This window comes from Sphingomonas sp. MMS24-J13 (genome assembly GCF_044905095.1).
GTDB lineage: Bacteria > Pseudomonadota > Alphaproteobacteria > Sphingomonadales > Sphingomonadaceae > Sphingomonas_I.
Window position 1 is genome coordinate 1,918,851 of record NZ_CP173258.1, and the last position, 15,463, is coordinate 1,934,313.

The following is a 15,463-nucleotide window of genomic DNA, read 5'->3' on the forward strand; positions in this document are numbered from 1 at the left end:
GCCGGACCGACTGCCGCGCACGTGGCGGGGCGACGTCACCCGCCAGCCAAACCATCATCGTCTGATAGAAGGGACGTCCGATGAAGCTGTTCTACTCGCCCTCCTCCTGCTCCTTGTCGCCGCACATCGTGCTGCGCGAACTCAACCTGGCCTTCACCCTCGACCGCGTCGATCCCGCGACCAAGCGAACCGAATCCGGCGCCGATTATCTGGCGATCAATCCAAAGGGATATGTGCCCGCGCTGGAGCTCGACGACGGGGAGCTTCTGACCGAAGGACCAGCGATCACGCAATATCTCGTTGATAATTATGCCCCTGGCACGCTTGCGCCGCTGTCCGGCACGATCGAGCGGGCCCGGTTGAACAGTCACCTGAGCTATATCGCCACTGAGTTGCACAAGACGTTCGGCCGACTATTCGATCCCGCGCTGGCGCCCAATGCGCGCAGTGCAGCCATGGACTACCTCACGCGTAGGTTCGCATTCATTGAGCAGCTTCTCTCCGATGGACGCCCATTTATTACAGGTGCGGATTTTTCCCTCGCAGATGCCTATCTATTTGTGATCCAGAGATGGGGCTCGTTCACTGGATTCGACATATCGCAATTTCCCAATGTCGTTGCGCACGCCGGACGAGTCATGGCGAGGCCTGCGGTCCAGCTGGCTCTCGACGCAGAGAAGTAGGCGAAGATTTCAGCCGCGCGCTGAAAAGGCTGTTCGGCCGTCAGTGCCCTGCCCTCAACCGACATCGCCCGCGCGCTGCCGGTTCCGATCCACCTGTGCGCAATATCAGGTTGTCGCAGAAGGCCTTGTCAGAGACGAGGCGCGGTACGCGACCTCCCCGTGTCTCAGCGAAATTGAGGCGTATGAATAGGTAGAGGGGCAAACGTTATCGGGACACCCTGACCCTCGCGACGCAGTGTTCAAGTGCCGCATGCGCCCTCTGGTCAATACCAGGCAATGACCGCTGCGCCCAGACCGGCCCGCGCTATTTTGCAGTCCTGTGCGGGTCCCTGCTCGCGACCATGTCGAGCGCGACATCGACAATCATGTCTTCCTGGCCGCCGACCATCTTGCGCCGCCCGAGCTCGATCAGGATCGCGCGCGTGTCGAGGCCGTGATCGTTGGCAGCCTTCTCCGCGTGACGCAGAAAGCTCGAATAGACGCCCGCATAGCCGAGGCTGAGAGTTTCACGGTCGACGCGGACCGGGCGATCCTGAAGCGGCCGCACGAGGTCCTCGGCCGCATCCATCAGGGCGAAGAGGTCGCATCCGTGCTTCCAGCCGTAAACATCGGCGGCGGCAATGAACACCTCCAATGGGGCATTGCCCGCGCCCGCCCCCATGCCAGCAAGGCTCGCATCCACGCGCACAGCCCCGTTCTGAACGGCGACGATCGAGTTCGCGACGCCCAACGAGAGATTGTGGTGGGCGTGTACGCCACGCTCGGTTTCGGGCTTGAGCACACGGTCATAGGCCTGCAGTCGGGCCGCATAGGCGTCCATGGTCAACGCCCCGCCACTATCGGTGACATAGACGCAATGCGCCCCGTAGCTTTCCATCAGCTTGGCTTGTTGCGCGAGCAGCGCCGGCTCGGACATGTGGCTCATCATGAGGAAGCCCGAGACGTCCATCCCGAGCTTTCGCGCATATTCGATATGCTGCTTCGAAACGTCCGCCTCGGTGCAGTGGGTCGCGACACGCACCGAACGCACGCCGAGATCAAAGGCGTGCTTTAGATCGTGGATGGTGCCGATGCCGGGCAACAGCAGTGTGGTGAGCACGCTATGCTCCAGCACCTCGGCGACCGCGCCGATCCAGTCCCAGTCGGTATGTGCGCCGAAGCCGTAATTGAACGATGAGCCCGATAGTCCGTCGCCATGCGCCACCTCGATCGCATCGACCTTGGCGGCATCGAGCGCTTTGGCGATCGCCTTGACGTGATCCAGCCCATATTGATGCCTGATCGCATGCATGCCGTCGCGCAGTGTGACGTCCTGGATATAAAGCTTCTGCATCGTTGGATCGAAGGTCATGCGGCGATCCCTTCATGGCTGCGCAATGCGATCTTCTCGGCGGTCTTGAGCGCGGCCGATGTCATGATGTCGAGATTGCCGGCATAGGCCGGGAGATAATGGGCGGCGCCCTCTACCTCGAGAAAGATGGTGACCTTGAGCCCGGTGAACTCGCCGTCCATCTCGGGAATGCGCAGCGGGCGATTGGAGCCGATATGCTCGAACTGCACCGCTTGTTTGAGCCGGTAGCCGGGAACGTAGCTCTGGACCTCGGCGACCATCTGCTCAACCGAGGCGGTGATCGCGGCCTGGTCGGCATCGTCGCACAGACAATAGACCGTATCGCGCATGATCAGCGGCGGCTCGGCCGGATTGAGCACGATAATCGCCTTGCCGCGCGTCGCACCGCCCACCGCGACGATCGCCTGGCTGGTGGTTTCGGTGAACTCGTCGATGTTGGCTCGCGTGCCGGGACCCGCCGACTTGGACGCGATCGAGGCGACGATTTCGCCATAGCGCACCTTTGCCACCCGGTTGACCGCCGCCACCATCGGAATCGTCGCCTGCCCTCCACAGGTCACCATATTGACGTTGGGGGCATCGAGGTGCGCGTCCCCGTTGACGGCGGGAATGGTGTATGGCCCGATCGCCGCCGGGGTCAGATCCACGACACGTTTGCCCGCGGCTATCAGCAGTTCACTGTGCCGCTTGTGCGCGCCAGCGGACGTCGCGTCGAAAACGATCGCGATGTCGCGGAAGCCCGGCATTGCCATCAGACCCTCGATCCCGCCCGCCGTGATCGCCACTCCCAGCCGCTCGGCACGCTTGAGACCATCCGATTCCGGATCGATGCCAACGAACGCCCCCATCTCGAGCACGTTCGACAATCGCATCACCTTGATCATGAGATCGGTGCCGATATTGCCCGACCCAATGATCGCAACCTTGGTCTTCGGACCACTGGCCATTACCGGTTCTCCTCATAGCGGAAGGAAACTGCGCCCAAGCCACCGACCGTGGCGCGAACCCCGTCGCCGGGCGCGAGGGCTACCATCGGCCCCAGGGCGCCCGTCAGAACGATGTCGCCGGCACGGAGTGGCTCGCCCCTCCCGACGAGGGTTTTCGCCAGCCAGAGTGCGGCATTGAGGGGGTGGCCGAGGCATGCGGCGCCGGCACCGACGGACACGACCTCGCCGTTGATCTCGAGCGCCATGCCGCACGTCCATAGATCGAGACCGCTGAGCGGTTTACGATCGGCGCCAAGCACGAAGAAGGCGGAACTGCCGTTGTCCGCGACCGTGTCTGCGAAAGTAATCTTCCAATCCGCGATGCGGCTGTCCACGATCTCGATGGCGGGAGCCACCGCCCCGACGGCGTTCGAGACGTCCTCAAAACTTATGTCAGGTCCCGCGAGGTCCGCATCGAGGATCAGCGCCACCTCGGCCTCGACTTTTGGTTGTAGTGCGCGGGACGGATCCAGCCGCCCGCCGTCGACAATTTCCATGTCGTCGAACAGGACGCCGAAATCGGGTTGGTCGACACCGAGCTGTTTCTGGACCGCCTTGGCTGTGAGACCAACTTTGCGGCCCACGATGCGCCGGCCCTGCTCAGTCCAGAAGCCCGTATTGGCGGCCTGTACCGCATAGGCCATATCGGCGTCGTCTGGCGCGAGGAGATCACGCAGCGGTGGGATGGCGCCGCCATCGTAGGCCTCGCGAAGACGAACGGCGGCCTCGGTTTGGGACGCTGCAAGCATGGGAACTCCTAACATGTCAAATTTCCGGGCCCGTTGGGCTCCGTCAGCTGTTTGCGCGCCCGAGCCTCGATAAGCTCGGCTGCTTGCCGAAGTGGTGGAAGGAAATCGCCGATGATCCTCTCGGTGGTCATCCCGGCCGTATTCACGATGATATTGATGCAGGCAGCGACGTCATGCGCTCGCGTCATGATCGGAAGCGCAATCGCGGCCGTCTTCTCTTCTGGCTTCCATTCCCGGTAATTGAGACCAAAACCCTGCTGCCGGGTGCGCTCGATCACCCCTTCGGCATCGAAGCCGCTCCCGGTCTCTCGTGCCTCCGGATCGGGATCGGCCTGGATGAGCCGGAGTACCGCTTCACGGACTTCCGGACGCGAAAAGGCCAGATACGCACGCCCCATAGCGGTGCGCAGCATGGGAAGGCGGGTTCCGATCATGCCGCGATGGAAAGAAAGCGGGCTGGAGTGATGTGTCGAGTCCCGGATTAGCATCGCGGTTCCGTCCGGTATGGACAGGTCACACGGCCAAACCACCTGATCGGAAAGATCCCTCAGAATGGGCGCAGCAATGCTCGAGATCCACTCGTGATCGGTCAAGCTCGCCGCCATGAGCCGCAACCGGCCGGTCAGCTGGAAAGAGCCATCGCCGTCGCTGCGGGTAACGAAGCCCTCTTCTGCGAGGGTTTCGAGCAAACGCCGAACGGTCGTCCTGTGCAGACCGGTATGTGCGGCAACCTCTGTCGGTGACGCACGGCCGTTCGGGGCATCGACCAGAGTTTGCAGGATCGTCAGCCCTCGCGCGAGCCCGTTCACCAGCTTGTAGTGGCCGCTGCCGGGATCGACACCATTCGAATCGTCCGGCAGTTTTTCCATGGTGCTGACCTCGGTCATTTGTCCGTCAGAAAAGCGATATGCTCGGCGTTGAAGCGATCCGCGTCCTCATATTGCGGCCAATGGCCGCATTCGTTCATGACGATATAGCGGGCGTCGGGGATCATGTCCGCAATCTGGCGACCCTCCTCGGGTGTCGCGGTCGGATCATGCGACGTCCAGACGACAAGCGTGGGCGCCTTGATCGATTGATAGTCGGCTTCGGTCAGCATGTTGCGGCGCCTTGTCGCCATGTCCTGCAGCGAGAGCGTTCGCTTCATCGTCTCCGCGAATCCGGGCTGCGCGTAGATCGCACGACGCGTCTCGACCAGATCGTCGCTGACGAGGGCTTTGTCGTACATCAGGAACTCGAGGCGCGTGCGGATCCGCTCTACTGACGGGTCTTCCGCGGCCTCGGTCGAAAGTTTCGTGATCCGAGCCATCACCTCCGGATGCGCCGTCCAGCCAGCCGCCGTGTTGAGCACGAGCCGATCGACGACTTCGGGATGATAGACCGCGATGTACGATGCGATCCAGCCGCCGATAGATTCGCCAGAGATGTGCGCCCGGTCGCGGCCGAGCGCCTTGATCACCGCCAGAACGTGCGCCGCATAGTCGGGAAGTTCGTAGTTGATGGCGGGCTTGTCCGTCCAACCGTGACCGATCAGGTCGATTGCGACCGTCCAGAACAGATCCGCGTGCGGCCCGAGATTCCTCACATAAGCCTCGGCATGGCCGCCGATGCCATGCAGAAGGAGAAGGAGGGGTTTGCTCGGGTCACCCGAGCTCAGGAAACGGGTGCGGATGCCGCTGGCATCGAGGAAACCTTGAGTGAAAGAGACTTGGCGCAGGTCCGCCCACACGGACGGAAAAACGATGGAAGGGTCTGCGAGTGCCATTTGAAGGGCTCCGTGGATCGTGGGTGTTCGGTGCGGATCAGGTCGCGGGATGTGGCATCAGGCGCGGACCACCTGTCCTCCATCAGGCGACGAGCTGGCCGCCGCTTGCGTCGATGATTTCACCCGTCAGATAGCCGCACCCCATGGCGAACAGGTAAGCCAGGGCGATCTCGTCGGGCTGGGCGATCCGCTGCAAGGGCACTTTCGCCGTCGTTGCTCGGATGAAGTTCCCGCGCGCTTCCTCGGGCATGGCGTCATAGGTCGAGGTAGCGGTCACACCCGGCGCTACGACATTGATGCGCTTCGGAGCGATCTCCTTGGCAAGCTGCCTGGCCGATGCTTCGATCGCGGCGTTCGCGGCACCGATCATGGAGTGATTGGCCATCCCGGACCGGCTCGCGACCCCGGAGGTCAACGTGATGGACCCGCCATCAGAGAGGCGAGGCAGCACTGCCTGGACGACGCGATATTGGCTCCAGAACTTGCCGTTGAAATATTCAGCCGCCGCTTCCAGTTTCATGTTTCCCGCGACAGTGTCGATACCAAGGCGCGCGGCAGACTCGTGGACGGTCATTGCCACGTGGTCGATGTTGCCGACTGTCGCGAGAAGCTGTTCGAGAGCGTCCGCATCCTTGGCGTCCACCTGATGGGTGGTGATGCGCAGGTGCCGCCCCCGCAACCGCTCGAGAGCGTCGGCTCCCCGCGCAGCGACGTGGACCGCGGCGCCTGCCGCGGAAGCTTGCAGCGCAACCTCAAGCCCGATGCCAGCGCTGCCGCCAATCACCAAGACCTTGGCTCCATTCAGATCTATACCCGACATTGTGTTTTCCTATTTGTAAGTGTGAAAGCGATGCGCGCCGCTCATGCGGCGATTTCAGTGCGCTTGGCGGATGCAACGCCGAAGCCGGCGATCCACTCCGGAATGGCGCGATAGTATATCGACCGGAAATCGTAGCCAGCATCCGCGCCGACCGCCGACAGAGCGGCGATCCAGGTGCGGACCTCGTGAGCGGACGCACCAGCTTCCTGGGTGATCTCATCATCCTTGAGGATGTCGAAGGCGTCGGCGTGGCCGGTGGCGGCCATGGCGATGAAAGCATGATCCCATTGGGGATTGAGTGGTTTCGATGGCGGCTCGGCGAGAGTGAGATTCCGCGCCGCGTCCATGAGGCGCAAACGGCGGCCGGCAACCGCTTCGTCATTGGGATTGCGGCCGTCGATCAGCCGCCGCGCTACCTCAGGCGGGGCACCTTCGATCTGCGGAACCGGCGGCTCGTGAGACAGGCCGCCAGAGCCGATCATCAACGCGCGTTTGCCAAGGCCGCGAGCAAATCGACCGACCGCCTCACCCATCACTCGTGCACGACGACAGCTAGCGAACGGCGGAGCGACAGAATTTATGAAGATCGGGACGATCGGCGGCGTATCAAGCGAGCCAAAGATGTCGCGGAGCGGCTCGGTGAAGCCGTGATCCACTTTCATTTGGTGTGAGACGGCAACGTCGATTTCTTGTGCCAGCACGGAAGCTGCGCACTGTGCTGCCTCAGGTGCAACGTTGAGTTTTCCCGCGAGCGTATCGAAGTCCCCGAGAGCGTCTGCGGCAGTGCCGATGCAGAATTGCGGCATCAGGTCGTAGAAGAAGCCATTGAAATGGTCGGGTGCGAAAAGAAATACGATCTCAGGCTCGAACGCTACGATGTTTGCACGGAGTTCGGCTTTGGCCGCTTCAATTTCGTCGAGAACCTCCGCCGAGGGATCAAACATTCCCTGGAGCGGCGTATGAGAGAGGCAGGCGGCGAACGCTAGCATGGACAGAAGCCTTCTTGTCAGGAGGTCGTTAGTGCCGTTGCCCCCCCTGACTCTCCACCGCGAATACCGATCTGTGCACTCTGTGCCCGTCTAGCGGCCGTTCCGATCCGTGTGCACAAAGTGCACCGCCCGGCTTTTCAACGTGAATTTTGGATGACTTTGCCCTTCTTGGTGGGCGCTTAAATCGACAGGCTGAGGTTTTACGGATGCGGACGAAATTCCAGTGTCGGCGCCGGCGCGCATTAACGCTGGCCCGAACCGGCGTTCACGCGGCGCACAAATCGCGGGCCTTCGATCCCAGGCCAACGACGGGTCACGACCACATGCCTTTCAGTATCCGCCGCGGAGGCAGCCGCCTCCATCGTATCGCCATTCAGCTAATCAACAAATGGGCCGCGAGATCTGCAAACGCCCGCCACTAAACCAACGCCGCTCGAGCGTCCGTTCGACGTCACGTCGTGGTCGGACAGTTCTATTCGCTGAAATCAGATTGCCGACTGCATCCGAAAAGCCCTGCGATCACGATGAACAATTGGACCCAGAACTGAGGCCATGCCGAACGAACCGACCCCTGACGACCCAATCGAAGTGGTTTCTCCGCAGGCTTTGTCACGTGAATCAAGCGTCGACATGTCGGAAAGAGAGATGCACGGCCTTTCCCTCATCGTCTGCGTAGCGATCGCAAACGGTTACTATATCCAGCCGCTGATCGCAGAGGTGGGGCATTATTTCGCGCTGCCGGTTCGGCTATGGGGGCTGCTGCCAGCGTTGACGCAGCTGGGCCTCGCCACGGGGTTGGTTACGCTCCTCCCCCTCGCGGACACGGTCCAGCCGCGGCGCATGCTTTGCATCGTTCTCCCGCTTCAAGCGCTCGCGTTGCTCGCGATTCCGGTAATCCCAAGTTCGTACGGGTTGTTTGCGTCCTGCTTTGCGATCGGACTGTTTGGAATCACGCCGTATCTGCTGCCTCCCTATGCCTCGACGCGCGTGCGCCCGAAAAGGCTCGCTCACGTCACTGCTGTCCTGACCCGCGGTGTGATCGTCGGTATCCTTCTTGCCAGAGCGGTCTCGGGCTTAATTGCCGGAAGCTTCGGATGGAGGGCGGTCTACTGGACGGCTGCAGCTCTCACGATAGGCCTTCTGGCAATGGCTCTGGGCATTGTCAGGCCGACCACGACCGGACAGCGGAAGAGCTATGGCAGCCTTCTTCTCTCGATGATCCGGCTGGCGCGCACGGAGCGAAAGCTCCAGATTGCGGCATTCACCCAGGCTACCACGTTCGGCTCGTTCAACGCCTTCTGGGTCGGGGCAACGCTCTATCTGAGCCAACACTTCGGTTGGTCGGTGAGTGCGATCGGCTTGGTGGGCCTGGTCGCTGCAGCGTCTGCCGCGACCGCTCCAATCTTCGCACGCGCAGCCAATCGCTTCGGGCTCGGTAGGGCGAGATCCGGCGCAATGGCAGCCACCCTGGTGGCGTGGGCGATTTTCATCCTTTGCAGGTCGAACATACCGCTTATGGCGGTGGGACTGATTGTGCTCGACGTGGCGTCCGTAACGGTCGACATCTCCAACCGCACGATGCTTTATCGGTTGGCGCAGGATATGCGCTCCAGGCTCAATGCCGTCTACACGATCAGCATGTTTGTGGGGGGCTCGGTCTTCTCGCTTGCATCGGGTCTCGCTTATGCCGACGCAGGCTGGCTGGGATCGTGTGCGGTTGGGGCTTTTGCTGCAATCCTCGGCCTGATCGTCTCGCTGCACCACGGAACTGCCGAAATATAGGCGCTTCAGGCCCGGCTCATGCCAAACTTCCGCAGTAAACGCGTATCGCTACCTGAAGAAAGGTCGCCGACATGACGGTAAACGCAACGAAAGGCTCAGACTGGAGCTCGCATCGCGGGCTGGTCCTTCTCGCCGTCGAATACCAATGGTTCTACAATGGCGCCAATTTCCTTGCATTCAAGATTGCCGGCGACGCGCTTCATCCGTTGATGGTGGCAACGCTACGCTTCTCGCTCGCGGCGCTCATCCTCCTGCCGTTCGCGTTGGTCCGATGGCGGCGTTCGCCCGTCCCAGTCCGCGCGCTAGGCGGGGCGGCGCTTCTTGGCGTGACGATGCTAGTCTAGTGCCAGCCAAGCGATGGCGATCTGGGGTACGCACTTCCTTCCAGCGGGGGTGGCCGCGGTGCTCGGCTCGTCGTCGCCGCTGTTCCTCGCATTGTTCGCATGGGCCGTGTTTCATGAACCGTTGACCCTTCGGCAGCTCGGCGGCGTCGCCACCGGCTTCGTCGGGCTCGCTCTGATGGGCTGGACGTCCGCGGCCAGCGGCGATTTGAAGCTCGTTGGCGCGGCTTCTCACAATCGCCGTGTCGGCGGCTTGGGCAGCCGGATCGTTGCGCGCTCCACGGCTGCCGCAACCCCGTGATCCCGTGATCGCGCTCACCGTCCAGTTGGCCGCGGCGGGCGTCGTGCTGGCAGTGATCGTAACCCTGACGGGGATCACCGCGAGCACCGATCTGGCACGCGTTCCGCTGGAAGGATGGGGCGCGCTAGCGTTTCTCGTCGGGGCGAGCACATTGATTGGTTACGCCGTTTTCCTAATGCTCAACGTCCGCGTTTCGTCGACGCTCGCCAACACCTTCAACTACGCCGCACCGGTCATCGCCTTGGTGCTGTCTGCCCTTCTCGGGGGTGGGGAAGTCGGCGCGGATGGCTTCTGTCCCCGCCACCATCGATTTCGATAATCTCGTGCCCGTTGCTCGAATAGGCGAAGCGCAGGCCTAACACCTCGGCATAGTCCCGCGCCTGCTGCACACCATCCTGTGCTGAGCGATAACCGGCCTTCGCCTCAATCACAGCGATGGGATAATCCGGCCGGTAGCGCAGGATATAGTCGGCCCTCTTTTCTGCCCGCGGCGTGGTGCGCCGCCGACGAACATGACCCGCCCGTCAGTGAATGTGCGCTGTTCCTGAATCGCGTACGGCGCATCGTCCCACCAGATGCCTGCAGGCGAGGAACTATCAGTTTGCGACAGATATCTGCTTCCGTGACCATCATTCAGCCAGTGTTTTGCCGAGGGCAGTCGCGCATGGCAACGAACGATTGCCAGAAACGACATCCGATGCAGAAATGTCTGGTTTCCTGGATGGAATGTGCTGAAGCCGACAGTCAGCTATGTCCTCAAGTTGGCCGTTCGCATGTGGAATAGGTTGCACGACTGATTGTGGCTGCAACTGTGTGTTTTAGCGAGAAGGCGATGAAAATCGCGCTTTGAAGTCAACTGCTTGGGCGTCCATTAAGTCTCCTCTTCTGGCTTCCGAGGACGTCCACGAACGTCTCGGAAGTGGCTGTTTTCAGCCGATTTTACGTTATACCGTCCAGCGAAATCCGGGCAGATACGTGACCAGCCACGTAGCCGTTCTAAAGGCGTGGTTGCCCAGGCCATTTCGGGCGACAGCGACCGCAGGCAACTCGTACAGCTACAGCGGCAATAAATCCGGCCGATCAAATACCCTGACCCGCGGCGGCCGCCCGTCGTGGCGGCGGATATCGACCAGACAGGTCTGCGCGACGCAACCCTGCGAAAAGCTGGACGCGCCGCGATCGAGGGTCAGCGTGTTGGGGTTGCCGTGCCGCTCGATATCCTCACCCGGATCGAACCAGGCGCCGGTCGCGAGCCGCGCCACGCCGGGCATGATCGCGTCGCTCAGGATCGCCCCCGCAAGGCAGCGCCCGCGATCGTTGAATAGCTCGACGACGTCGCCGTCGGCGATCCCGCGCGCGGCCGCATCGCCGCGATTGAGATAGACCGGCTCGCGCGCCTGGATCTTTCCGCCGCGGCTGTAGGGCGTGAGATCGAGCTGGCTGTGCAGGCGTCGCTGCGGCTGATCGGACAGGAGGTGGAACGGGAATCGCTGCGCCAGATCGTGGCCGAGCCATTCGAACGGCTCGCGCCACACCGGATGACCGGGGCAATCCTCCAGCCCGAAGCCGGCGATGCGTTCACAGAATATTTCGATCTTGCCTGAGACCGTCCGCAGCGGATGCGCGACCGGATCGCGCCGGAAATCCTGATGCATGACATGCGGTTTGTCGTGCGCGGCGAGGTCGATCAGCCCCTGCTCCCAGAAGGCGTCGAAATCGGGCAGGTCGATCCCCGTCGCGACGGCGCGCAGACGGCTTTCCTCATACATGCGCCGCAGCCAGCCCGGCGCATCGAGCCCCTCGCCATAATCCTCGTTGACACCCAGCCGCCGCGCCAGATCGGTGAAGATCGCGAAATCGTCGCGCGCCTCGCCCTGCGGCGCGACCGCCCGACGCATCGCGACGACCAGCCCCTCGCGCGTGGCGAAGCCGATATCGTCACGTTCGAGGCTGATCGTCGCGGGCAGTACGATATCGGCGTGGCGCGCCGACGGCGTCCAATATTGTTCGTGGACGATGATCGTCTCGGGCTTCGCCCACGCCTTGCGCAGCCGGTTCAGATCCTGATGGTGGTGGAAGGGATTGCCGCCCGCCCAGTGGAGCAGGCGGATATCGGGATAGGTATGGGTCGCGCCCCGATAGGTGAAATGTCCACCCGGCCCGAGCAGCATATCGGCAATGCGCGCCACCGGGATGAAAGTCGCGATCGGGTTCTGGCCCTGCGGCAGGAACGGCCCCTTGAAATGGGCATGCCTGCTGCCGATCAGATTCATCGCGCCATAGCCGAGGCCATAACCGCCGCCCGGCAGCCCGATCTGGCCGAGCATCGCCGCGAGCGTGATGAGCATCCAGTAAGGCTGCTCGCCATGCGCCGCGCGCTGAAGCGCCCAGGCGGCGTTGAGCATCGTGCGCTTGCCGAGCATCTCCGCACCCAGTGCTTCGATCCGTTCGGCCGGCACACCGGTGATCGCGGCAGCCCAGGCGGGCGTCTTAGGCACCCCGTCCGCCGTGCCGATAAGATAAGGCAGGAAGCGATCGAACCCGACCGTATGGCTATCGATGAAACCACGATCGAAGCGCGGATCGTGCAGCACGACCCATGCCAGCGCAAGCATCATCGCCGTATCGGTATTCGGGCGGATCGGAATCCACTCGCTCGCGTCGCCGTCGCCCAGATTGTCGCCGACCGGTCCGATATTGACGATCCGTGCGCCCGCCTCGCGCAGCCGGCGCAGGCCGTCGCGCATCCGGTGGCGCCCTGCCCCGCTCGACGAGACCTGCCCGTTCTTCAGCGGGACGCCACCGAAGCTGACGAATAATGCGCTATGCTCGGCCAGTACGTCCCATGACGTGTGCGAAGCATTGGAGTCCTCGATGTCGGTGACGATGTAGGGCAGCAACGCGCGCCCCGCGCCGAGGCTGTACGTATCCACGCTACGCACATAGCCGCCGATCATATTGTAGAAGCGGTGGAGGTGGCTCTGCGCATGGTGGAACCGCCCGGCGCTCGCCCAGCCATAGGAGCCCCCGAAGATCGCCTCGTTGCCGTGGGTGGCGCGAACGCGGGCGATCTCACCGGCGGCCAGATCGAGCGCCACCTCCCAATCGACCTCGACGAACGGCTCGTGCCCACGCAGCGCGCCCTCCCTGCGGCCCTTCAGCCAGCTCCGGCGCACCGCCGGGCGCGCGACGCGCAACGCGGTCACCGAAGGGTCGAGCTGATCGCGCCCGATCGGATTGGGATCGGGATCGATCGCCAGCGGCTTGAGGATCGGGTCCGCGCCGTCGGGCCCCTGCTCGACTTCATAGACGCCCCAATGGGCAGCCGAGTAACGGCGTCCGCTCAAGAGAAGCTCTTGTCGAAACCGCGCCGGACGTCGATCCGCTGGCTGATCAGGCCAGCGCGCAGGTAACGATCGGCGGTCTTCTGCTGCTCGGCGATCGCGGCGTTCGGATCCCAGATCGCCCAGCCATCGACCGCCCCGCTTTCCAGCGCGGCATTGCCGTCCGATGGGGACATGAACACGAACTTCACGCTGTCGAGCGGATGGCCGTGCAATTCGAGTGCGGCGAGCACGAAATTGTGGCTGACCGATCCTTTGGGAGTGGCGATCTTGCGGCCGGGCAGATCGGCGATCGTGCGGATCGGTGAATCCTTAGGCACCACCAGCACCGGGCCGATCCCGTCCGATTTCCCGGCCCCGATCGCCTTGATGGCGGCGCCCGATCCGATCGCGAAGATGAAGGCGGCATCACCCCCGACCCCGGTATCGATCGCACCCGCATTGAGCGCCTCCAGCAGTGGCGCGGCATTGGGAAAGGCGGACCATTCGATCCTGTAGGGAAGATCGTTCAGATTGTTCGACGCGCGCAGCACCACCTGTGATCCGCCGCGCTGATCGCCCACGAACAGGGTGTCGGGGCCGGCCGCCGCACCGCGATGGCATGCCGCAAGCAACCCCACCGTGCCGAAGCCCAACAGGCTCCGGCGGGACAGCGCGAGCGATGGATCGCGTGCGAACGGCATGGGTGGATTTCCGATATGCTGACGACCGAAATGTTGCGGATCGTGCCTAATGGCAGCGGGCGATCCCGATAATTTGGCTTTTCCAATAGGGGCGGGGCGGCGGCTCATAGCTGGCCGCATCATGCGCAAACCAGCACGTCATTCCCTCGGCGGCGGGAATCGGTATTCTCAAAAGGTCCGGAGTTTATGGTGTCCCGCCTGCGCGGGGAATGACGGCAATACGTATGCCGGTTACTCAAAGCCCGAACGCCGCCTTCCCGCTGGCCACCAGGATCGTGTCGGTCTGCGGGCTGTGGATCCGGCTGCACAGCACATCACGATAATGGCGCTCCAGCGGGTTCTTGCGGCTCAGCCCCGGGTTGCCCGTGAGCTCCAGCCCGATCTCGACCGCGCGGATCGCGTTCGCGGTCGCGATATATTTGATGTTGTTGGCCTCGATCGCGCTGGGCGGATGGCCGGCATCGGCGTGTTCGGCCGCGGTTTCGAGCAGGGTGCGGTTGACCTGAAGCAAGGCCTCGATCTCACCCATCTTCTCCTGCACACGCGGCAGGGTGGCAAGCGGCGCGCCGAGATTGCCGGGCACGCGCGACTTCAGATAATCGACCAGCCAGTCGCGCGCCGACCACGCCACGCCATCATAGATGGCCGAGATGGCGAGCGCGTTCCACAGGCCGGCGGCGGTATCGCTCGTCTTGGGCTTCCACTCGGCGGGCGCGCGCACGTCGACCGCATGATCGAGCGGGGTCGGCGTATCGGCGAACACCACCTCGTGGCTCACGGTGGCGCGCATGCCGAGATGATCCCAGGCGGGGACGATCGTGATGCCGGGGCTGTCGGCCGCGACGAGGAAGTTGCCGACCCGCGGCTCGGGTTCGTCGGTACGCGCCCAGACCGCATACCAGGAAAGCCCGGTCGATCCGGTCGAATAGATCTTGGAGCCCGAAATCGCCCAGCCGTCGACCGTCCGCCGCGCGATCGTTGCCGGCATGCCGCCGCGCAGCGGGGTGCCCAGCTCCGGCTCGACCCGCAGTCCGCCGATCAGCCCGCCGCCCGCAACCGCCTGCCGCGCAAGGGTTTCGTAGATATGCGCCGGCCAGCTTTGCGCGCGGGTCGGCTGGCCGTGATAGCCATAGGTCATGAACAGGATCAGGGCGGTCGAAGGCTCTCCGCGCGCGACCGCGCCCAGCACGCGCAACGCCTCGGCCAGCCCCGCTCCGCGCCCGCCGAGTTCGGGCGAGACGGTCAGCCCGATCAAGCCCTCCTCGGCCAGGATATCGAAATTCGTACGGGGAAATTCGGCGCTGCGATCGAACGCTTCCGCGGTTTGGGCGAGACGCCGCGTGACGCTGTCGAGCACCGATTGCGGCACCGGCGGCACGGAGGCCGGGCGGGAAAAAGCGAGCGTCGCGGTCATGATCGATCGAACCTGCGTCTGGATGATGGCACCGTCAGCCGGTCATAAGCCGATCTGTTCAATGGAGATATGCTCACGGCCTCATTTACAAAGCTCATTGGATCATCGCCTGCGGCGGAAGTCGCAACGTTTCCATAGGTTTGGCGCAATCGGTAGCCTGACAAGATTCTCTATTGCCCGGAGCGGAATATTGCGCGCGCGACCCGCCTCCCCATCTGCCAATCCGAAAGGGCCGCCAATGGCTAAGGCGGCGGT

14 protein-coding genes and 2 pseudogenes are annotated in these 15,463 nt (G+C 63.1%); 5 read left to right on the top strand and 11 right to left on the bottom strand.

Annotation, left to right across the window (positions count from 1 at the left end):
- Positions 1-80: 80 nt before the first annotated feature.
- Positions 81-683 carry a glutathione transferase GstA gene (gene gstA / locus AB4Z44_RS09045; RefSeq protein ID WP_404713711.1) on the top strand — a complete coding sequence of 201 codons (603 nt, stop codon included), beginning with the start codon at positions 81-83 and terminating at the stop codon, positions 681-683.
- 304 nt (positions 684-987) lie between these two features.
- On the opposite strand, the gene dmpG is transcribed toward gstA, so the two are convergent.
- From dmpG to AB4Z44_RS09080, 7 genes are all read right to left on the bottom strand, one after another.
- Positions 988-2,034 (bottom strand): 4-hydroxy-2-oxovalerate aldolase, encoded by a 1,047-nt coding sequence (dmpG, locus tag AB4Z44_RS09050; protein WP_404713712.1) that lies wholly within the window; start codon positions 2,032-2,034, stop codon positions 988-990.
- Entirely contained in the window at positions 2,031-2,981 is a 951-nt protein-coding gene (locus AB4Z44_RS09055) for an acetaldehyde dehydrogenase (acetylating) (RefSeq protein WP_404713713.1), read from the bottom strand. The genes dmpG and AB4Z44_RS09055 overlap by 4 nt, the downstream gene beginning before the upstream one ends.
- Positions 2,981-3,769, bottom strand: coding sequence for a 2-keto-4-pentenoate hydratase (locus tag AB4Z44_RS09060; RefSeq protein ID WP_404713714.1), 789 nt, complete (start codon positions 3,767-3,769; stop codon positions 2,981-2,983). Before AB4Z44_RS09060 ends, AB4Z44_RS09055 begins: the two co-directional genes overlap by 1 nt.
- Positions 3,770-3,777: 8 nt before the next feature.
- Complete coding sequence (locus tag AB4Z44_RS09065) at positions 3,778-4,656, bottom strand: IclR family transcriptional regulator C-terminal domain-containing protein (protein WP_404713715.1); 879 nt, start codon at positions 4,654-4,656, stop codon at positions 3,778-3,780.
- On the bottom strand, positions 4,653-5,534 hold the full coding sequence (locus tag AB4Z44_RS09070; protein WP_404713716.1) for an alpha/beta fold hydrolase: 882 nt from the start codon (positions 5,532-5,534) through the stop codon (positions 4,653-4,655). Before AB4Z44_RS09070 ends, AB4Z44_RS09065 begins: the two co-directional genes overlap by 4 nt.
- Before the next feature lie 82 nt (positions 5,535-5,616).
- A complete protein-coding gene (locus tag AB4Z44_RS09075) occupies positions 5,617-6,354 on the bottom strand; it encodes an SDR family oxidoreductase (RefSeq protein ID WP_404713717.1) in 738 nt (245 codons plus the stop codon).
- Between the two features lie 41 nt (positions 6,355-6,395).
- Positions 6,396-7,343 (bottom strand): 3-carboxyethylcatechol 2,3-dioxygenase, encoded by a 948-nt coding sequence (locus AB4Z44_RS09080; RefSeq protein WP_404713718.1) that lies wholly within the window; start codon positions 7,341-7,343, stop codon positions 6,396-6,398.
- A 552-nt stretch (positions 7,344-7,895) separates the two neighbouring features.
- On the opposite strand from AB4Z44_RS09080, the gene AB4Z44_RS09085 reads away from it, so the two are divergent.
- From AB4Z44_RS09085 to AB4Z44_RS09100, 4 genes and pseudogenes are all read left to right on the top strand, one after another.
- A complete protein-coding gene (locus AB4Z44_RS09085) occupies positions 7,896-9,125 on the top strand; it encodes an MFS transporter (RefSeq protein WP_404713719.1) in 1,230 nt (409 codons plus the stop codon).
- Between the two features lie 71 nt (positions 9,126-9,196).
- Entirely contained in the window at positions 9,197-9,469 is a 273-nt protein-coding gene (locus AB4Z44_RS09090) for an EamA family transporter (RefSeq protein WP_404713720.1), read from the top strand.
- Between the two features lie 13 nt (positions 9,470-9,482).
- Complete coding sequence (locus tag AB4Z44_RS09095; RefSeq protein WP_404713721.1) at positions 9,483-9,767, top strand: EamA family transporter; 285 nt, start codon at positions 9,483-9,485, stop codon at positions 9,765-9,767.
- A pseudogene (locus tag AB4Z44_RS09100) lies at positions 9,709-9,975 on the top strand (hypothetical protein); the annotation flags it as partial. The gene AB4Z44_RS09095 and the pseudogene AB4Z44_RS09100, both read left to right, overlap by 59 nt.
- 48 nt (positions 9,976-10,023) lie before the next feature.
- Here AB4Z44_RS09100 and AB4Z44_RS09105 read toward each other — a convergent pair.
- The 4 genes and pseudogenes from AB4Z44_RS09105 to AB4Z44_RS09120 form a co-directional block, all read right to left on the bottom strand.
- Positions 10,024-10,397, bottom strand: a pseudogene (locus AB4Z44_RS09105) (type I restriction endonuclease); the annotation flags it as partial.
- A 425-nt stretch (positions 10,398-10,822) separates the two neighbouring features.
- Positions 10,823-13,114, bottom strand: a complete 2,292-nt coding sequence (locus AB4Z44_RS09110) for a molybdopterin-dependent oxidoreductase (RefSeq protein WP_404713722.1) — start codon at positions 13,112-13,114, stop codon at positions 10,823-10,825.
- Entirely contained in the window at positions 13,111-13,794 is a 684-nt protein-coding gene (locus AB4Z44_RS09115) for an ABC transporter substrate-binding protein (RefSeq protein ID WP_404713723.1), read from the bottom strand. The genes AB4Z44_RS09110 and AB4Z44_RS09115 overlap by 4 nt, the downstream gene beginning before the upstream one ends.
- Positions 13,795-14,029: 235 nt before the next feature.
- Positions 14,030-15,208 carry an acyl-CoA dehydrogenase family protein gene (locus tag AB4Z44_RS09120; protein WP_404713724.1) on the bottom strand — a complete coding sequence of 393 codons (1,179 nt, stop codon included), beginning with the start codon at positions 15,206-15,208 and terminating at the stop codon, positions 14,030-14,032.
- Between the last annotated feature and the right edge of the window lie 255 nt (positions 15,209-15,463).